This is a genomic window from Burkholderia guangdongensis (assembly GCF_013403875.1).
GTDB lineage: Bacteria > Pseudomonadota > Gammaproteobacteria > Burkholderiales > Burkholderiaceae > Burkholderia > Burkholderia guangdongensis.
Window position 1 is genome coordinate 54,969 of sequence record NZ_JACBNX010000016.1, and the last position, 19,066, is coordinate 74,034.

At 68.4% G+C, this 19,066-nt stretch carries 18 protein-coding genes; 14 read left to right on the forward strand and 4 right to left on the reverse strand.

The genetic code is table 11. The features are described from left to right. The first annotated feature begins 4 nt into the window (after positions 1-4). The 3 genes from lpdA to HZI36_RS16040 all read left to right on the forward strand — a co-directional run bounded on the left by lpdA (position 5) and on the right by HZI36_RS16040 (position 3,220). Positions 5-1,435 (forward strand): dihydrolipoyl dehydrogenase, encoded by a 1,431-nt coding sequence (lpdA, locus tag HZI36_RS16030; RefSeq protein ID WP_179403632.1) that lies wholly within the window; start codon positions 5-7, stop codon positions 1,433-1,435. Positions 1,436-1,531: 96 nt separating this feature from the next. Further along, entirely contained in the window at positions 1,532-2,629 is a 1,098-nt protein-coding gene (gene zapE, locus HZI36_RS16035; protein ID WP_179403633.1) for a cell division protein ZapE, read from the forward strand. A 156-nt stretch (positions 2,630-2,785) separates the two neighbouring features. Further along, positions 2,786-3,220 (forward strand): transposase, encoded by a 435-nt coding sequence (locus HZI36_RS16040; RefSeq protein WP_179403634.1) that lies wholly within the window; start codon positions 2,786-2,788, stop codon positions 3,218-3,220. A 12-nt stretch (positions 3,221-3,232) separates the two neighbouring features. On the opposite strand, the gene HZI36_RS16045 is transcribed toward HZI36_RS16040, so the two are convergent. From HZI36_RS16045 to HZI36_RS16060, 4 genes are all read right to left on the reverse strand, one after another. Continuing rightward, the gene (locus HZI36_RS16045) at positions 3,233-3,694 is read right to left on the reverse strand and encodes a DUF2147 domain-containing protein (protein WP_179403635.1); all 462 of its coding nucleotides are present in this window, start codon (positions 3,692-3,694) and stop codon (positions 3,233-3,235) included. 181 nt (positions 3,695-3,875) lie between these two features. Then, positions 3,876-5,552, reverse strand: coding sequence for a ShlB/FhaC/HecB family hemolysin secretion/activation protein (locus HZI36_RS16050; RefSeq protein ID WP_179403636.1), 1,677 nt, complete (start codon positions 5,550-5,552; stop codon positions 3,876-3,878). Between the two features lie 148 nt (positions 5,553-5,700). Further along, entirely contained in the window at positions 5,701-6,999 is a 1,299-nt protein-coding gene (locus HZI36_RS16055; RefSeq protein ID WP_179403637.1) for a collagen-like triple helix repeat-containing protein, read from the reverse strand. A 48-nt stretch (positions 7,000-7,047) separates the two neighbouring features. Further along, positions 7,048-8,847 carry a collagen-like triple helix repeat-containing protein gene (locus HZI36_RS16060; protein WP_179403638.1) on the reverse strand — a complete coding sequence of 600 codons (1,800 nt, stop codon included), beginning with the start codon at positions 8,845-8,847 and terminating at the stop codon, positions 7,048-7,050. Between the two features lie 642 nt (positions 8,848-9,489). On the opposite strand from HZI36_RS16060, the gene HZI36_RS16065 reads away from it, so the two are divergent. The 11 genes from HZI36_RS16065 (at position 9,490) to HZI36_RS16115 (ending at position 19,065) form a co-directional block, all read left to right on the forward strand. Then, positions 9,490-9,675, forward strand: a complete 186-nt coding sequence (locus tag HZI36_RS16065; protein WP_179403639.1) for a Flp family type IVb pilin — start codon at positions 9,490-9,492, stop codon at positions 9,673-9,675. A 73-nt stretch (positions 9,676-9,748) separates the two neighbouring features. Beyond that, entirely contained in the window at positions 9,749-10,246 is a 498-nt protein-coding gene (locus HZI36_RS16070) for an A24 family peptidase (RefSeq protein WP_179403640.1), read from the forward strand. After that, positions 10,246-10,716, forward strand: coding sequence for a TadE/TadG family type IV pilus assembly protein (locus HZI36_RS16075; protein ID WP_179403641.1), 471 nt, complete (start codon positions 10,246-10,248; stop codon positions 10,714-10,716). The genes HZI36_RS16070 and HZI36_RS16075 overlap by 1 nt, the downstream gene beginning before the upstream one ends. 72 nt (positions 10,717-10,788) lie before the next feature. Further along, positions 10,789-11,730: a Flp pilus assembly protein CpaB gene (cpaB, locus tag HZI36_RS16080; RefSeq protein ID WP_179403642.1), complete on the forward strand. Its 942-nt coding sequence runs from the start codon at positions 10,789-10,791 to the stop codon at positions 11,728-11,730. Between the two features lie 65 nt (positions 11,731-11,795). Further along, on the forward strand, positions 11,796-13,118 hold the full coding sequence (locus tag HZI36_RS16085; RefSeq protein ID WP_179403643.1) for a type II and III secretion system protein family protein: 1,323 nt from the start codon (positions 11,796-11,798) through the stop codon (positions 13,116-13,118). 60 nt (positions 13,119-13,178) lie between these two features. Next, the gene (locus tag HZI36_RS16090; RefSeq protein WP_179403644.1) at positions 13,179-14,462 is read left to right on the forward strand and encodes a fimbrial protein; all 1,284 of its coding nucleotides are present in this window, start codon (positions 13,179-13,181) and stop codon (positions 14,460-14,462) included. Between the two features lie 3 nt (positions 14,463-14,465). Beyond that, on the forward strand, positions 14,466-15,833 hold the full coding sequence (locus tag HZI36_RS16095) for a TadA family conjugal transfer-associated ATPase (protein ID WP_179403645.1): 1,368 nt from the start codon (positions 14,466-14,468) through the stop codon (positions 15,831-15,833). Further along, entirely contained in the window at positions 15,826-16,821 is a 996-nt protein-coding gene (locus HZI36_RS16100; RefSeq protein WP_179403646.1) for a type II secretion system F family protein, read from the forward strand. Before HZI36_RS16095 ends, HZI36_RS16100 begins: the two co-directional genes overlap by 8 nt. A 4-nt stretch (positions 16,822-16,825) precedes the next feature. Then, entirely contained in the window at positions 16,826-17,824 is a 999-nt protein-coding gene (locus tag HZI36_RS16105) for a type II secretion system F family protein (protein WP_179403647.1), read from the forward strand. Between the two features lie 18 nt (positions 17,825-17,842). Then, positions 17,843-18,709, forward strand: coding sequence for a tetratricopeptide repeat protein (locus HZI36_RS16110; protein ID WP_179403648.1), 867 nt, complete (start codon positions 17,843-17,845; stop codon positions 18,707-18,709). 20 nt (positions 18,710-18,729) lie between these two features. Beyond that, the gene (locus HZI36_RS16115) at positions 18,730-19,065 is read left to right on the forward strand and encodes a DUF3613 domain-containing protein (protein ID WP_179403649.1); all 336 of its coding nucleotides are present in this window, start codon (positions 18,730-18,732) and stop codon (positions 19,063-19,065) included. The last annotated feature ends 1 nt before the right edge of the window (position 19,066 follow it).

Sequence of the window (19,066 nt, forward strand, 5' to 3'; positions counted from 1 at the left end):
TGCCATGTCCAAGGAATTTGACGTCGTCGTGATCGGCGCCGGCCCGGGCGGCTACATCGCCGCGATCCGCGCCGCTCAACTGGGCAAGACCGTTGCCTGCATCGAAAAATGGAAGAACCCGGCCGGCACGCTGAAGCTCGGCGGCACCTGCCTGAACGTCGGCTGCATTCCGTCGAAGGCGCTGCTCGCGTCGTCGGAGGAGTTCGAGAACGTGCAGCATCATCTCGGCGACCACGGAATCACCGTCGGCGACGTGCAGGTCGATATCGCGAAGATGCTCGGCCGCAAGGACGCGATCGTCGAGAAGATGACGTCCGGGATCGAGTTCCTGTTCAAGAAGAACAAGATCACGTGGCTCAAGGGCCACGGCAAGTTCGCCGGCAAGACCGACGCCGGCGTGCAGATCGAGGTGAGCGGCGAGGGCGAGGCCGAAGTCGTCACCGCGAAGAACGTGATTATCGCGACGGGCTCGAAGGCGCGTCATCTGCCGGGTATCCCGGTCGACAACCGGATCGTTTCGGATAACGAAGGCGCGCTGACGTTCGACGCGGTGCCGAAGAAGCTCGCGGTGATCGGCGCGGGCGTGATCGGCCTCGAGCTCGGCTCGGTGTGGCGCCGCCTCGGCGCCGACGTGACGGTGCTCGAAGCGCTGCCGGCGTTCCTCGGCGCCGCCGACGAGGCGCTCGCGAAGGAAGCCGCGAAGCTGTTCAAGAAGCAGGGCCTCGACATTCATCTCGGCGTGCAGATCGGCGAAGTGAAGGCGACGCCGGACGGCGTGTCGATCGCGTACACCGACAAGGACGGCAACGCGCAGACGCTCGACGCGGACCGCCTGATCGTGTCGGTCGGCCGCGTGCCGAACACCGACAACCTCGGTCTCGAGGCGATCGGCCTGAAGGCGAACGAGCGCGGCTTCATCGACGTCGACGACCACTGCCGCACCGCGGTGCCGAACGTGTACGCGATCGGCGACGTCGTGCGCGGCCCGATGCTCGCGCACAAGGCGGAAGACGAGGGCGTGCTGGTCGCGGAAGTGATCGACGGCCAGAAGCCGCACATCGACTACAACTGCATTCCGTGGGTGATCTACACGTACCCGGAAATCGCGTGGGTCGGCAAGACCGAGCAGCAGCTGAAGGCGGAAGGCCGCGAGATCAAGACCGGCAAGTTCCCGTTCTCGATCAACGGCCGCGCGCTCGGCATGAACGCGCCGGACGGCTTCGTGAAGATGATCGCCGACGCGAAAACCGACGAGCTGCTCGGCGTGCACGTGATCGCGGCGAACGCGTCCGACCTGATCGCGGAAGCGGTGGTCGCGATGGAGTTCAAGGGCGCAGCGGAAGACATCGCGCGGATCTGCCATCCGCATCCGTCGATGTCCGAAGTGATGCGCGAGGCGGCGCTCGCCGTCGACAAGCGCTCGCTGAACAGCTGATCGACCTCGCGCCGGCCGGTTCTCCGGCCGGCGCCGGGTTTCTCGACGAAGGCGGGCGGAGTTTTCCGCCCGCCTTCTTGCATTGCGGTTTGCATAATGAACGTCCAAGAATATTACGAGCGCGAGCTGACCTCCCGCGGCTATCAGTCGGATCCGGCGCAGCGCGCCGCGGTCGACCGCCTGCAGCAGTGCTATGACGAATGGGCCGCGTACAAGGCGCGACGCTCGAACGCGTTCAAGAAACTGATCATCCATCCGGATCTGCCGCGCGGCGTCTACATGTGGGGCGGCGTCGGGCGCGGCAAGAGCTTCCTGATGGACAGCTTCTACGCGGTCGTGCCGCTGCAGCGCAAAACGCGCCTGCATTTCCACGAGTTCATGCGCGAAGTGCACCGCGAGCTCGAGGAACTGAAGGGGCAGGCCGATCCGCTCGACGAACTCGCGCGGCGCATCGCGAAGCGCTACCGGCTGATCTGCTTCGACGAATTCCACGTGTCGGACATCGCGGACGCGATGATTCTCTACCGGCTGCTCGACGGGCTGTTCAAGAACGGCGTGCAGTTCGTGATGACGTCCAACTACGATCCGGACGACCTGTATCCGGACGGCCTGCATCGCGACCGGATGCTGCCGGCGATCGAGCTGCTGAAGGAAAAGCTCGACGTGGTGAACGTCGATGCGGGCGTCGACTACCGGCAGCGCACGCTCGCACAGGTGCAGATGTATTACACGCCGCTCGGCGCCGACGCGGACCGCGCGCTGCGGCACGCGTTCGCGAAGCTCGCGGCGGTGCCCGACGAGAGCCCGATCCTGCGCATCGAGAAGCGCGAGCTGAAGGCGCTGCGTCGCGCGGACGGCGTCGTCTGGTTCGATTTCAACACGCTGTGCGGCGGCCCGCGCTCACAGAACGACTACCTCGAGCTCGCGAGCCGCTTCCATGCGGTCGTGCTGTCGGAGGTGCCGCAGATGTCGCCGCGGATGGCGTCGGAGGCGCGCCGCTTCACGTGGCTGATCGACGTGATGTACGACCACAAGGTGAAGCTGCTGATGTCGTCCGCGGTGCCGCCGCAGGACCTGTACGTCGAAGGGCCGATGGCGAACGAATTCGCGCGGACCGTATCGCGGATCGTCGAGATGCAGTCGAAGGAGTATCTCGAGACGCCGCGGCGCATCGTCGATACATCGCTGACCTGAAGCGGCGCAATCGCGGGTATGTTGCAAAATACGGCCAATTGAACGGTTAATTACGGTTAAATTGGCGTATCTCGCCTCAATTTTCAGATTGGTCTTATATTCAACGCTGGCTTGAACCGATATCGTCGCGTCATGGTTCCTTGTGCGGAGAAATCCATGACACCGTATCGCGATCTGACCGACGACGAGTGGCGCTGCGTGGCGCAGCAGTTGCCGGAAATGCACCCGCGCGCCGGGGTGCGCGGCAGGCCGCTCACCAACACGCGAGCCGTGCTCAACGGCGTGCTGTGGGTGATCTACAGCGGTGCGACGTGGTCGGCGATGCCGCGCCGCTATCCGTCCTATCAGACCTGCCATCGGCGCTTCAAGATCTGGCACGAATCGGGCGTGCTGAAGCGCGTGATGAGCGCGTTGTACGGCGAGACGGGCGAACTGCTGTGCGACTCGCTGACCACGCGGATGCGCAATCATGCGCACTCGAAAGCCGCGGCGGCGCGCAGCATGATGACCGTGCCCGCGCACCTCGTCGCGCAGCATCTGCCCGCGCAGCATCTACCGTATATCGCCAAAAACCTGACGCGCGCGGCATGACCGCGCGGGGGCTTATTGCTGGCGAACCCAGGTCTGCGACCGGCCGAGCAGCGACACGCCGATGTAGCCGCGCACGATGAGCTTCTGGCCGCCGTCCTCGAGCGTCATCTTGCACTTGTAGACCTTGCCGTTTTCCGGGTCGAGGATGTTGCCGCCGTCCCACGCGTCGCCGTCCTTCTTCATCGCCTTGATGATCGTCATGCCCTTGATCAGCTGATCCTTGCGTTCGTCCGTGCACGCGGTGCAGCGGCGGTCGGGCGTGTCGTTCGCGCCGAGCCCCTTGAGGACCGTGCCGTTCAGATTGCCGTCGGTGTCCTGCGAAATCTGCACGATCGCCTTCGGCTTGCCGGTGCTGTCGTCGATCGTCTGCCACGTGCCGAGCGGGGTATCGGCCTGTGCGAACGCGTGAGCGGCACAGGCGAGCAGCGCGCCGGCCAGGGCGATCGAACGCATCGGGCGGGTCAGGTGAATCATTGTCTTCCTCCTTGTATCGCATTGTCGTTTTCGAGCGGCCCGCGCGACCGCCTGAAACGGGCGGTGCGCTGACGAGCTGGATGCAGAATACGTGAAAGCAGGCGCTACGTTTTGATAGAGGGGACTCTAATCGAAACAGCCCGCGCGGCGTCGGTTGAGCTTCGGCGGGCTGTCGTCGAGGTCAGTAAAGCTGATAGGAGAACGTTGCATTCACGCGCGGGCTGCGCGATGCGCTTTCGACCGGCGCGTCGCCGATCGGCTTCGCGACGGACAGATCGAGGTTGTAGAAGCGGCTGTCCGACAGCCGCACGCCGATGCCGAGCGACGACAGCTTGCTCGGCGAGGGCGTGCCCGTGTGCAGGTAGACGCGCGCCATGTCGTATGCCAGATACGGCGTGATCGTCTTCATGTACGTGAAGCCGGGCGCGAACGAGCGGTTCAGCTCGAGCGACATCCCCCAGCCCGAATCGCCGGACGTTTCGCCGGGCTGGTAGCCGAGCGCATAGCGCTGCGCGCCGAACGAGATCTGCTCGGACGTCGGCAGCGAATCCGGGCTGTACTGGCCGGTCAGCGACACCGACGTGCCGAAGTTGAACGGCCACTGGTTCGTCTGCACGAACGTCGCGCCGGTGCGCACGAACGTCAGCGACACCGGGTTGGTGAGGGCCGCGCCCGAGCTGCTGTCCTCGGACTTCGACGCGCCGAGAATGTCGAACGCCTTCGCGACGTTGAAGCTGAGCTTGCGCACCTGGTTCGGCTCGACGCTCGTGTAGTCGAGTTGCGCCTGCAGCACGCGTACCTGCGAGCGCAGCGCGAGGCTCGCGCCGTTGCTCTGGTTCTGGTAGCGGTCCTCGTTGTGCGACGCATAGCCGGACACCGTGCCGAGCAGGCTGTGCTGGTTGTTCAGCAACAGTGGATAGGACGCCGAAAGACCCAGCTTCTCGCTGATCACCGTGCGCTTCACGTTCGATGGCAGCCCCGGGTTGTCGACCGGATTGCCTCGGTAGGTGCTCGCGTCGAGGCGCGTGATCAGGCCGTCGCTGCCGACCGGCACGGCGCCGCTGAACGCGAAGTAGGTCTGGTTGTCACGCCCCTTCGGCAGCAGCGCCGACACGCTGAGCTGCTCGCCGAGCGACGTCAGGCTGTTCTCGGTCGCGGTGATGAGCCCCTGCACGCCCGGATGATTGAAGTCGATCCCGGTGCTGATGTTGAACGGCTTGCGGTCGACGTTCAGCTCGAGCGTGGTCGCGCCGTCGGTGTTCTGCGGCGGCGGCACGTTGGCCTTCACCGCGACGCCCGGCAGCAGGCCGAACGTGTTCACGTAGCGCTCGAACGTGGAGCGCCGCAGCGGCCGGTCCGCGGTGATGTGCGCGGCGATCGCGCGAATCTTCGATTCCAGCGCGCCCGGCTTGCCCGTCACCTTCACGTCGGACACGTAGCCCTCGACGACGGTTACGTGCACGACGCCGCCCGCGAACGTTTGCGCGGGAATGAAAGCGAACGACAGCGCATAGCCGTGATCCTGATACAGCTTCGTGACGCCGTTCGCGGTCTCGATCAGCTGGCCGATCGTGATGTCCTTGCCGACGAGCGGCGTGAAGCGGCGCGAGACTTCCTCGAACGGAATCGACTTCACGCCTTCGACCTGAAACGTGGTCGGCGTCACGTGGCGCGCGAGCAGTTCCTGTAGTTGCTGGGCCGGCGGCGAGACCTGGACGGTCACGTTCGGGCCGCGCTGCGGCGCGTTGATCTGCGGAAGGGAATCGAGCGGATTGCCTGCTCGCGATTGTGCGTGGACCGTGCCCGCTGTCGCCGCGACGGCGAACAGCATCATCCACGTATCGAGTCTGCGATTCATTGTTTTGTTGTCCTCGTTGGCCTTGCTTCTCGTCTTCTAATACTCGAGCGCGGCATTCATGATGCCGCGCGTCGTGTGCCCTGATGTCGATTGTAATGACAAGAACCGCACGTTCGCTGAGGTTTCGAACGTGCGGTTCCGTTTTTGCTTACTTCGCGATGCTGCCCAGCGAGCCGAGTGCGCCAGTCACCGGCGCGAGGAGGCCGGTCGAGCCGCCGCCCGCCGCACTGGTCACCGTGCCGGTGACAGTATTCAGCAAACCGGTGACGGGAGCGAGCGGATTCCCGCTGCCCGTGCCGCCCGTCGCGCCGCCGAGCGTGCCGGTTGCGGTCGACACGAGGCTGGTGACGGGCGCGAGCGCGTTGCTGCCGCCGGCCCCGCTGCCGAGTGCGCCGAGTGCGCCGGTGACCGGCGCAAGCGGATTGCCGCCGCTGCCGCCGAGCAGGCCCGTGATCGGGGCGAGCGGGTTGGTCGCGCCCGAGCCAGACGGTGAGCCGGGCTGCACGGTCGTCGTCGAGGCGCCGGCGAGGCTCGTGATCAGGCCGGGAATCGGCGCCGCGCCGTTCGGGCCGTTCGGGTCGACGACGCCACCCGCGTTCGTGACCGTGTTGCCGAGCACGCCGACGAGCTGGCCGACGTCGCCGACGACCGGCTGCGACGAACTCGCGCTGACCTGCTTGCCGGCCGAGCTGAGTGCGCCGCCGACCTGGCCGAGGAGGCCCGACACCGGTTGCCCGACGCCCGTCGCCGTGCCGACCGCCTGTGTCGTCTGGCCGGCGGTGATGACGAGCGGCGTGATCGCCGAGCTGACCTGCTGCCCGACCTGCTGCACAGGGCCCGACGACAGCGTGGAGTAGAGCGTCGTGCCGCCGGCGTAGAGTGCGTTCGCGACGGTGTCGAGCGTCGAGCCGACGGGCGTCGTGACCGGCGCGAGCGGTGACAGCGGACCGGCGCCGAGCGCCTTGACGGTCGTGCTCACGCCTTCGACGGTGCCGCCCGTCGCGCTGACGACGTTGCCGAGACCGGAGGCCGTCGTGCCGACCGGATTCGACGTGGAGCCGATCTGTCCGAGCCCGTTGCTGAGCGCGTCGGCGGTGGCGTCGAGGATCGAGCCGGTGCTCGACACGGTGTTGCCGAGACCTTGCGTGACGCCGCTGCCGAGGCCGGGCACGCTGGTGTTGCCGACCGTGCTGCCGAGCGCGCTGAGCGTCTGGCCGGCCGTGTTGATGGCGCCCTGGGTGCCGGTCGGCGACGTGCTGCTGGTGGTGGTGCCGCTCGGTGTGCTGTTGGTGGTGCCGCTCGTGCTGCCGCCGCCGTTGCCGTTGCTGGACGACGGCGCGGTGATGCCGCCGCCGCCGCAGGCGGCCAGCACGCAGGCGGCCGCGAGCGCGGTGAGGGGCGCGCGCCATTGCCGTAAAGCGGGCGAGGGAATGCGTTGCTGAGTCATGTTGGACTCCCCGTGGTCTTTTTCAGTCATGAATGGAGTGATGCCGATTTACTTGTGCGTGCCGCCGAGCAGCGACGTGATCGGCGAGAGCAGGCCGCCCGCGCCGGTCGTGCCGCCCGATGCCGAGCCGCTGGTCGCGCCCGCCGAACCGCTCAGGCCGCCGCCGAGCGCGCCGGTGACGGTCGACACGAGGCCGGTCACGGGGGCGGCCGTGTTGCTGCCGCCCGTCGCGCCGCCGAGCGCGCCGGTGACGGTCGATACGAGGCCGGTGACCGGTGCGGCCGTGTTGCTGCCGCCGCCTACCGAGCCGCCGAGGCCGCCGGTGACGGTCGACACGAGACCGGTGACGGGTGCGAGAAGGCTGCCGCTGCCGCCCGCCGAGCCGCCGAGGCCGCCGGTGACGGTCGACACGAGACCGGTGACGGGCGCGAGCGGGCTGCCGCTGCCGCCCGCCGAGCCGCCGAGACCGCCGGTGACGGTGGACACGAGGCCGGTGACGGGTGCGAGCGGGCTGCCGCTGCCGCCTGCCGTACCGCCGAGGCCGCCGGTGACGGTGGACACGAGACCGGTGACGGGCGCGAGCAGGCTGCCGCTGCCGCCCGCCGTGCCGCCGAGGCCGCCGGTGACGGTCGACACGAGACCGGTGACGGGTGCGAGCGGGCTGCCGCTGCCGCCTGCCGTACCGCCGAGGCCGCCGGTGACGGTGGAGACGAGGCTGGTCACGGGCGAGAGCGGGCTGCCGCTGCCGCCCGCCGCACCGCCGAGTGCGCCGGTGATCGGTGACAGGAGGCCGGTCACCGGTCCGAGCGGATTCGCCGTGCCGCTGCCCGTCAGCAGGCCGCCGGCGGTCTTCACGGTGGTGCCGGTTGCCGACACGGTTTCGCCGAGGCCCGTCGTGACGGGGTTGCTGCCCGTCGACGCGAGCAGCGCACCGGCCTGGCTGACGCCGTTGCCGATCGTCGTGAGCAGCGAGTTGACCGGCGTGCCGACGCCGGTCGCGTTACCGATGGTCTGGGTCGTCGTGCCGACCATCGCCGTGATCGGCGTGATCGCGGAGCTGATAGTCATCGTGACTTGCTGGACGGGGCCCGTCGACAACGCGTTCGTCAGCGTTGCGCCGCCGCCGGTCACCGCGTTGCCGAGCGTCGACACGGCCGCGCCGAGCGGCGTGGTGAGCGGCGCGAGCGGCGACAACGGACCGTTGCCGAGGCTCGACACGAGATTGCCGGTTTGCGTGACCGCGCCGCCGAGCTGACCGACCGCGCCGCCCGTGCTGGCGAGCGTCGTGCCGACGGGGTTGTTCGACGCGCCGAGTGCGCCGAGGCCGGTGCCGAGCGCCGACACGGCGGCGCCGACGTGCTGCACGATGCCGCCGGCATCCTGCGTGGTTTGCGGGTTGACGGCGGGAAGCGTCTGGTTGCCGATGACGGCGCCGAGGCCCGACAGGGTCTGCCCTGCGCCGTCGACGATGCCGGTGCCGCTTGCGAGGAGGTTGCTCGTCGGGTTGACCGACGCCGTGCCGCTCGACGATCCGCTCGTGCTGCCGCTGGTCGACCCGCTGGTGGAGCCGCTCGTGCTACCGCTGGTCGATCCGCTGGTGGAGCCGCTCGTGCTGCCGCTGGTGGAGCCACTCGTGCTGCCGCTGGCCGACGCGTTGGCGGAACCGCTGGTCGATCCGCTCGTGCCCGCCGTGGACGCCGTCGCGGCGCCGCTGGTGGAGCCCGAGCCGCCGAGGCCTTGACTGAGGGTGCCGGAGCCGCCGCAGGCGGTGAGGGAGAGCATGGCTGCTACGGTGGCCGCGATCAAAGTCGTCCGGAGCGTGCCATGAGAGATCGTCTGAATGTCCATTTTTATCCTCGCATTTGCCCATGTTGTGTGGTGCTGCGAGGAATACTCTGCAACTGTCATGCCATGTTATCGGCAGCTTCGTAGATCAATGTCTTCAAACAAAATAATTCCTTACCGGAAAAGGACTTACGTGACGCGCAGGATTGTTGAAAATCGTTGAACACGAGTCGGCGAACGTGATTTTTGCGCGTTCGTAACGTAACGCCGCGGGACTGGCGTTACGCAAACGGCGTAACGCAACGGGCAGCGCTCGGTCAAAAGCGTGGCTTGCCAATTCATGGATGAATTAGGTATGCGCATCTAACCTATCGTAAGTCCGGATGGGTAAAACATGCCGAAGTCCTTTACAAGTACACAGCCCGTTCAGTCAATGCTTCCGATCAAAATTGTTGAAAAATGTTGGAAACGTGGGGGATCGGAGATAAGATCGGGCGAGCGCGTAGAGCTTGGCAATCGAACGGCGGAAACATGCCGTCGGCGCCAATGTCAATTTGTATCAAAATGTGACACGCGCGCTTAAAAGGGCACTATAAAGAAGGGGCGCCGCACGCCGTAGTACCGTAGGCGATGCGGTGCGGGGGCCAGATACGTGGGAACGTATTAATGGCCAAAGAGAAAGTACATGGGCACGAGGAATATAAAATGAAAGCATTGATTCATCGCTTCCTGGCGGAAGAAGCTGGGGTGACCGCGATCGAGTATGGGCTGATCGCGGGTCTCATCGCTGTCGTGATCATTGGGGCCGTGAGCGGCATCGGCACCAATCTCAACACGATATTCACGAATATCAAGACCTGTCTCGCGAGTTCCGCCACCTGCACCGGCTGATCGTCGTATTTTTCGCGACGGCAAACGGGGCGTTTTAGCGCCCCGTGCGCCGTCGCATCTGCGGTCGGCTTATATGGCACGTCTTTTCTTCGCTGCGCTTTTTCTGGCTTGGGCGACGCTCGTCACGGCCGGCGATATTCGTTTGCGGCGCGTTTCGAATCCTCTCGTTGTCGCGGGCGTGATCGGCGCATTTGCCGGCACGTTTATCGGCGCGAATCCATTCGGTATTTCTCCGGTGCAGGCTTTGATTGGCGCGGCCGCTGGTCTCGCCGGCCTGTTTCCGTTTTTCGCATTGCGCGTGATGGGTGCGGCCGACGTGAAAGTTTTCGCCGTGCTGGGCGCGTGGTGTGGCGTGCACGTGCTGTTGTGGCTCTGGGTTGCCGCGAGCATCGCAGCCGGCGTGCATGCGCTCGGTCTGATGCTGTTGTCGCGTACGTCGCCGCGCGCGCTGTGGCGGCGCGGCGCACCCGCGATGACGCTGGGCGGACGCCGTTCGACACCGTATGCGGCGTGCCTCGCGGTGCCGGCGGCCGCATGGCTCGTGCATTTGATGATCGTCGGAGGCGCGTGATGAGTCGGAAGCAGCAGCCGCACGGGCGGCGGTGTCAGCGTGGTGCGACGGCGGTCGAGTTCGCGCTCGTGTTTCCGCTGTTCTTCGTGATTTTCTACGCGATCGTGTCGTACGGGCTGATCTTCGCGATCCAGCAGAGCCTGACGCTCGCGGCGGCAGAAGGCGCGCGCGCGGCGCTGAACTACGTGTACGAGTCGAACGGCTCGTCGTCGCAGGCGCTGACGGACCGCGCGAGCGCCGCGCAAACGACCGCGAAGAACATGACCAACTGGCTGCCGAACGTATCCGTGCAAACGCCGACGCCCGGCCCCTGCAGCTACAGCGCATCGATGTATTGCGTGACGGTGACCGTCAGCTATCCGTACTCAACGCATCCGCTGGTGCCGCCGCTGCCGCTTCTCGGCCTGGTGATGCCGGCCGCGCTGACGAGCACGGCGACCGTGCAGATCGATCCGGTCAACATCATCTAGCGGCCGGGACGCAACGCGCTCACGACAGACAACAGGCATCCAGAACATCACACACGGCACCGACATTCCAATATGGCCAACAATTTGACGAAGATCATCGCCGGGCTGCTGATCGCGATCGCCGTTCTGCTCGGGATCTATGCGTGGCTGCTCGGGCGCAGCGGCGCACATCAGGCCGCTGCGGCCGCGCCGCAGTCCGCCGCCGCGACGCCGGTGTCGATCGTGGTCGCGACGCGCGCGCTGCCGGCCGGCCAGCCGATCACCGCCGACGCGCTGAAGGTCGTGCAGACCACCGCGGCGCCGGCCGGCGCGTTCACCGATCCGGCCGCGATCGTCGGCCGCGTGCCGGCGGCCGACATTCTCGCGTCGTCGCCGGTCGTCGCCGGCGCGCTGGCCTCCGGTCTCGCCGAGGACGTCGCGCCGGGCGAGCGCGCGGTTGCGATCCGCGTCGACGAGACGACCGCGGTCGGCAACCGGCTGCGGCCCGGCAATTTCGTCGACGTGTTCCTGAACCTGAAGCGCGAGGGCGGCAACGGCCCGGTCGACGGCGAGGTGTCGCGGACGCAGGCGCGGCTGCTGCTGTCGAAGGTGCGCGTGCTGTCGTTCGGCGATGCGACGCCCGAGCGCGACAGCAACGCGAACGGCAACAACGGCCAGCCGGGCGGCACACGTATCGCGGTGCTCGCGGTGCCGACCGCGCTGGTCGATGCGCTGACGCTCGGCGAATCGAGTGGCCGCCTGACGCTCGCGCTGCGTAACCCGCACGACGACGAGATGGCCACGCAGACGGTCGCGGTGCGCGCGCAGGTCGGCCTCGCGCCGTCCGCGCTCGCGGCGGCCGGCGTGTCGCTCGAGCAGCTGTCCGGCTCGCACGGCGGCACCGCGAACAGCGGTGGCGGCAGCGGCAGCGTGAATCTGCCGCCGTTGCCGCGCCTGTCGCCGGTGGTGCGGCCGAGCGGCGGCGGCAGCATCGAGGTGATTCGCGGCGGCCATACTGAAACGGTTGCGTATTGAACGAGATAGACGGTCATCGACAGCAGCGACAAGGAAGGGAGGGCCGCGTGACGGTCTCGGGGACAATGAAGAACACACTGTTTGCATTCGTGATTGCCGTCTGGACCCTGGCGCTCGCCCCACTGGCGAACGCGGCCGGAACGATCCAGCTCGCGGTCGGCGCGCAGCGGCAGATCAGCGCCGGCCGGGCGCTGCAGCGGGTCGCGGTCGGCGATCCGACGGTCGCGGACGTGCTCGTGATGAAAGGCGGCCGCGCCGGCTCCGTGCTGCTGGTCGCGAAGGCGCCCGGCGCGACGAACGTGATGCTGTGGGAGCGCGGCCGCGACGAGCCGCAGGTCTGGAACGTCGAGGTCGTCGACGCGGCCGCGCACGCGGTGCTCGACGGCGCCACGCCCGACGTGAAGGCGTATGGCGGCACGGCGGTGCTGAGCGGCGCAGCGGCGTCGCTCGACGCGCACGAGCGCGCGGTCGCGATCGGCAAGAGCATGGGCGCGAAGGGCGGCGTGATCGACACGTCGACGATCGGCGGCAAGAGCGTCGTGCAGGTCGACGTGCGCGTCGTCGAGTTCAGCCGCTCGGTGCTCAAGCAGGTCGGCCTGAACTTCTTCAAGCAGTCCAACGGCTTCTCGTTCGGCGCGTTCTCGCCGGGCGGGCTGCAGTCGTTCAACGGCGGCGGCACGTCGGCGTTCACGATGACGGCCGCACAGCCGGTCGCGGCCGCGTTCAATCTCGTCGTGAACGCGGCCGGGCACGGGATCTTCTCGAACCTGTCGCTGCTCGAGGAGAACAATCTCGCGCGCGTGCTCGCGCAGCCGACGCTCGTCGCGCTGTCCGGGCAGAGCGCGAGCTTTCTCGCCGGCGGCGAGATCCCGGTGCCGTCGCCGCAGGGGCTCGGCTCGACCGCGATCCAGTGGAAGCAGTACGGCGTCGGGCTCACACTGACGCCGACCGTGCTGAACCAGCACCGGATCGCGCTGAAGGTCGCGCCCGAATCGAGCCAGCTCGACTTCGTGAACGGCGTGACGATCAGCGGCGTCACGGTGCCCGGGATCACGACGCGCCGCGCGGACACGACGGTCGAGCTCGGCGACGGCGAGAGCTTCGTGATCGGCGGGCTGATCGACCGCGAGACGGCGTCGAACGTGAGCAAGGTGCCGGTGCTCGGCGACCTGCCGATCATCGGCGCGTTCTTCAAGACGCTGAGCTATTCGCAGAACGACAAGGAACTGCTGTTCATCGTGACGCCGCATCTCGTCGCGCCGATCGCGAAGGGCGCGGCGCTGCCCGCGACGCCGGGCGAGCTGTCCGAGCAGCGCGACGGGCCGGTCTGGCGGTCGTATCTCGGTGGCATCGCGTCGCCGGACGCCGCGCCGGGGTTTTCGAAATGAGTGCCGTGGATCGTGTACCGCCGCGCGTCATTGTGGCGCGCGTAACCGGGGGTGTTCATCATGAATGCGCGAACCCTGTCGTTGTCTGAGCCCGCCGTGACCGATTATTTCGTCTGCGCATCGCCGCAGGAAGCGCATGTCCGCTGGCTCACCGGCACGCTCGCATCGGCCGGCACGGTCGAGGCCGCGCCGCTCGAGCCGGGCGCGCTCGCGCAGCGCATCGCGGGCCTCAATCCGGCGCTCGTGTTCATCGATTTCACCGGCGCGAACGCAGCGGCGAGCACCGCGGCCGCTTCGGTGCGCGTATCGCACCCGGGGCTGCCCGTCGTCGCGCTCGGCTCGCTCGCGGAGCCGGAGAGCGCGCTCGCCGCGCTGCGCGCCGGCGTACGCGACTTCATCGACGTATCCGCGCCGGCCGAGGACGCGCTGCGCATCACGCGCGGGCTGCTCGCGCACGTCGGCGAGCCGGCGAGCCGCCACGGCAAGCTCGTCACGCTGCTCGGCGCGCGCGCCGGCATGGGCGTGAGCACGCTCGCCGCGAATCTGGCCGTCTGGCTGCAGAAGCGCGCGGCCGGCCCGGGTGGGGCCGGCTCAGGCGCGGCCGGCCCGGGCGCCGCGCCGCTCGGCCGGCATACCGCGCTCGTCGATCTCGGCCTGCCCGCCGGCGACGGCGCGCTGTTCCTGAACACGCGCTGCGAGTTCCATTTCGTCGACGCGGTACACAACGTGCGCCGCATCGACCGCACGTTCGTGAACACAGCGCTGACCCGCCACGCGAGCGGCGTCGCGCTGACGACGCTGCCGCCGAATCTCGGCGACCTGCGCGACGTGTCGTACTCGTCGTGCGTCGGCCTGCTGAACCGGCTGCGCGCGTTCTTCGACCAGCAGGTCGTCGATCTCGGCGGCTTTTCGAACCGCGATTTCATCGCGCAGATCGCCGCGTCGGCCGACGAGGCGTGGCTCGTCTGCGACCAGGGCGTCGCGTCGATCGTGTCCGCGGTCGATCTGCTCGACGGGCTGCGCGACGCGGGCGTGGATACCGACCGCGTGCAGCTCGTCGTCAACCAGTACGATGCCGCGCTCGACCTGACGCCCGCGCAGATCGCCGAGCGCCTCGGCATCGCGCTGCTCGCGACGCTGCCCGCGCGCCGCGTCGCGATCGGCCACGCGGCGAACCAGGGGCGGCTCATCGTCGAGACGGCCGAGCGCGACCCGTACGTGCGCGCGCTCGAGTCGCTCGCCGCGCGGCTCGCCGGCTCGGCCGCGTCGTCCACGGCATCGCGCGCGGCGACCGGCCTGTCCGCACTCAAGCGTTTCATTCAACCTTCGTCCAAGCGGGCGTAAGCGATGGCACACGACATTCAATTCGCCGACGGCGCAGCGCCGTTCTCCCAGACGCAGCAGTTCCACGACATCAAGAATGCCGCGCACGAGCATCTGCTGACGCGCATCGAGGAGCTCGGCGCCGAGTTCGGCCGCTGGTCGCGGCAGGCGATCAACCAGTTCGTCGACCTCGAAATCGACAGTTTCGTGCGCCTGCGCCGCATTCCGCTGAACGAGAACGAGGTGCGCGCGATCGCCGAGGCGCTGACGAAGGAGCTCGCCGGCTTCGGGCCGATCGAGGATCTGCTGGCCGATCCGCATGTCGAGGACATCCTGATCAACGGCTACAGCGACGTCTACGTGTCGCGCCACGGGATCCTGTCGAAGCTGCCGGTGCGCTTCGCGGACAACGCGCACCTGCTGCGGATCGTGCGCCGGATCCTCGCGCCGATCGGCCGCCGGCTCGACGAGTCGAACCCGATGGTCGACGCGCGGCTGCCGGACGGCGGACGCGTGAACGTCGTGATCGAGCCGCTGTCGATCGACGGGCCCGTCGTGTCGATCCGGAAATTCCGCAAGGATCCGCTGAAGCCGGCCGACCTGCTCGCCAACGGCACGTACAACGACGAGGTCGGCGCGCTGCTCGAGGCCGCGGTCGACGCGCGCTGCAACATCCTCGTGTCGGGCGGCACGAGCTCGGGCAAGACGTCGCTACTCAACGCGCTCGCGTTCCACATTCCGGAGCCCGAGCGCGTCGTGACGATCGAGGATACGGCCGAGCTGTCGCTGAACCACCCGCACGTCGTCCGGCTCGAGAGCCGGCCGGGCGGCTTCGACGGCACCGGCGTCGTGACGATCCGCGACCTGCTGCGCAACACGCTGCGGATGCGGCCGGACCGGATCATCGTCGGCGAAGTGCGCGGCGGCGAGGTGCTCGAGATGCTGCAGGCGATGAACACCGGTCACGACGGCTCGATGGGCACCGTGCACGCGAGCTCGCCGCGCGAATGCCTGTACCGTCTCGAGATGCTCGCGGGCTTCGCGGGCTTCCAGGGCACCGAGTCGAGCCTGCGCCGGCAGATCTCGAACGCGATCGATTTCATCGTGCAGATCGGGCGGCTGTCGAACGGGCGGCGGCGCATCCTGTCGATCACCGAGGTCACGGGGCTGTCCGACAACATCATCGCGACGCAGGAGCTCTATCGCTACGAGGCGCGCGTGAGCGCCGACGGCGAGGAGATCGACCACTGGGAATCGCTCGGCATCCATCCGCATTCGCCGAAGCTCGCGCGCTTCCGGCAGACGCTGTCGGGCGGCGGCGGTGGCGGTGGTGGCTTCGGCGGGTTCGGTGGTGGCGGCTTCGGCCGCGGTGGCGGAGGCTTCAATGTATAGCGTGGCGGCGTGGGCGCTCGCGCTGGCGCTGATCTGCGTCGCGGCCGCGCTCATGCTGTGGCGGCACGCGGAGGTCAAGCGCGTGCGCACCGGCGCGCAGCGCTTCATCGACAGCCGGATCGAGCCCGCCGCGCGCGCGGCCGCGCGGCCGATGCCGGCGAGCCCGCCGCAGCACAACATGCCGTCGCGCGACATGCCGCCGCCCGCGGCGCGCAACGCGCCGTCCGGCCCGTTCGCCCGCTGGCGCGCGGCGGCCGACGAATATCTGGCCCAGCTGACGAGCCGCGCGGGGATCGAGGATGCGCGCGGCAAGATGGTCGCCGCGATCGTCACGCTCGCGGCGATCGCGCTGCTCGCGGGCAGCCGGGGCGGCGCGCTCGCGTTCATCGCGGCGCTCGCCGGCGGGATCTCGCTGCTCTGGTTCTGGCTCGCGTCGCGGATCCAGCGCCGCCGGCTGCGGATCGTCCAGCAGATTCCGTCGTTCCTCGACGGGATCGTGCGTCTCGTCACGCTCGGCAACAGCGTGCCGGCCGCGTTCCAGGCCGCGCTGCTGACCACCGAGGCGCCGCTGCGCGGCTGCCTCGACCACGTGTCGCGCATGCTGCGCACCGGCGTCGAGATCGACCGCGCGATGATGCATATCTCGCAGGTCTACCGGACCCGGGAGTTCGAGCTCGTCGGCTCGGTGCTGCGGCTGTCGGTCAAGTACGGCGGCCGCGCGGACGTGATGCTCGACCGGATGGCGGTGTTCATGCGCGACCTCGAGCAGGCCGAGCGCGAGCTGATGGCGCTGTCGTCGGAGACGCGGCTGTCGGCGCTCGTGCTGATGGCGCTGCCGGTCGCGATCGGCGGCTTCGTCGTCGCGACCAATCCGTCGTATCTGCACGGCATGTGGATCGACCCGACCGGCCGGCCGATACTTTTTGTCGCGTTCGTGCTGCAGCTCGTGGGGGCAGCATGCTTGTACCGGATGGCCCGGCTCAGGTGACGTCATGACGCCCATTCAACTCGGATCGATCGCACTGGCTCTCGCCGCACTCGGCGTGCTGATGTTCGCGGTGACCGCGCTGTTGCGCGCGAGCGCGGTTACGCGCGCCGAGCGCGCGCTGTCCGACGCGCTCGACCGGCGGATCGCCGCGCTCGAGGCCGCGAAGGCGCGCGGCGCGGCGGACGACGGCGTGCCGCGCGCGGCGCCGGCTGCGCCGAGCCGCGAGCGCATCGCGCGCTTTCTCGAGCGGCTGTCGACGACCGGGATGCGCTGGCTCGACACCGGCTTCGGCCAGCGCGTGGTTGCGGAAGAGGACCGCCGTCTGCTCGAGCAGTGCGGCTTCGTCGACGCGCGCACGCGCGGCCTGTTCCTGAGCGCGCGGATCGCGGGCGGGACCGTGCTGCCGCTGCTGTTCGCGGCGTTCGCGAGCGGACGCGTAGGCGGCGCGCACTGGATGACCGGGATGACCGTCGCGTTCATCGTCGGCTTCATGCTGCCGAAGCTGTACGTGAAGCGGCGCGCGGCCGCGCGGCGGCAGGGCGTCGTCGACGAGCTGCCGCTGCTCGTCGACATGCTGCGCCTGCTGCAGGGCGTCGGGCTGTCGCTCGACCAGAGCCTGCAGGTCGTGACGAACGATTTTCGCGGGATGCTGCCGGTGCTGTCGTCGGAGATGGGGATCGCGCAGCGCCAGTTCGCGGCGGGCCGTTCACGCGAGCAGTCGTTGCAGCGGCTGTCGACCGGATTCGACAACGAGGATCTGCGCGCGGTCGTGCGGCTGATGATTCAGGTCGACAAGCATGGCGGCGCGGTGCAGGAGCCGCTGAAGCAGTTCGGCGAGCGGCTGCGCGAGACGCGGCGCTCGATGCTGCGCGAGCGCATCGGCCGGCTGACGGTGAAGATGACGGGCGTGATGATCCTGACGCTGCTGCCGGCGCTGCTGATCGTGACGGCCGGCCCGGGGATGCTCGCGGTGTTGCGCGCGCTGTCGTCGGTGCAGCACTGACGGATGGAAGGAACGACGATGAAGCGAATCGGCGAAACGGTGAAGCGGGTGGTGAAGCGGGCGGGCGTGGTGGCGGCGGCGCTGCTGCTCGGCGCGTGCGCGACGAAGGAAGGCGGGTACGGCGTCGGCGCGCAGACCGAGCGCGCGGCGCTGCTGCAGGCGGCCGGGCAGAAGCAGGACGTGCCCGATACGCCAGGCATGTATCTGGGCCTGATCGAGCGGATGCAGACGCAGGGGCTCTATTACGCGTCGCTCGCGCACATCGACGCTTACGAGAAGCAATACGGCGTGTCGCCCGACTCGATCCTGCTGCGCGCGGACGCGCTGCGGATGACCGACCAGCCGGCCGCGAGCGCGGCCGTCTACACGCAGTTGCTGAAGACGCCGCTCGCCGCGCGCGGCTATCGCGGGCTCGGACTGCTCGCGGGCGCGGCGGGCGACTTCGATCGCGCGAAGCAGGCGCTGTCGCAGGCATCGCAGCTCGCGCCGACCGACGCGTCGCTGCTGTCCGATCTCGCGTATGCGAAGCTGCGCGCGGGCGACATCGTCGGCGCGCGCGTGCCGCTGATGAAGGCGGCCGAGCTGGACCCGAAGAATCCGAAGATCGTCAGCAATCTCGCGCTCTACCTGCTCGCGGCGGGCCGCGCGCAGGACGCGCAGCGGCTGATGGTCCAGCAGAATCTGCCGGCGGACATCCGCGGCGACATCCGCAACGATGCGATGAAGGTCGTCGCCGCGTCGCGCGCGCTGCAGCGCGCGGTCGCGACGCCGCCGGTCGTGTCGCGGGGCGGCGGGCCGGGTGGGCCGATCGCGCCGATCGCGCCGATGGCGAACAACCAGGGCTACGATCCGACCTTGCCGCTGCTTCAACGATTCGCACAATGACGAGACGTCCGGGAAAAGACATGAACAACGACAAGATGGGCCGAAACGGATGCGCGGGACGTATCGCGGTGCTCTGCGCAATCGTGTGCGCGGCGCTGGGCACGACGGCCGCATATGGGCAGGACGGGGCGCCGAATGCGTCCGACGTCGAGCGTTCGACGAACGAGTGGCTCGCGCTTCAGCGCGAGAACCGCGCGGCGGCACCGGTGCAGCCGGTGCTCGGCGACGTCGCGACGATCGTCTATCAGCGCTATGTCGATTCGTTCAAGAACAAGATTCCGGACTCGATGAGTTCGCAGCTGGGTGGCGGCGGGTCCGGCGGCGGTGGGTCGGGCGGCGGGCAGGCAGCGCAATAGG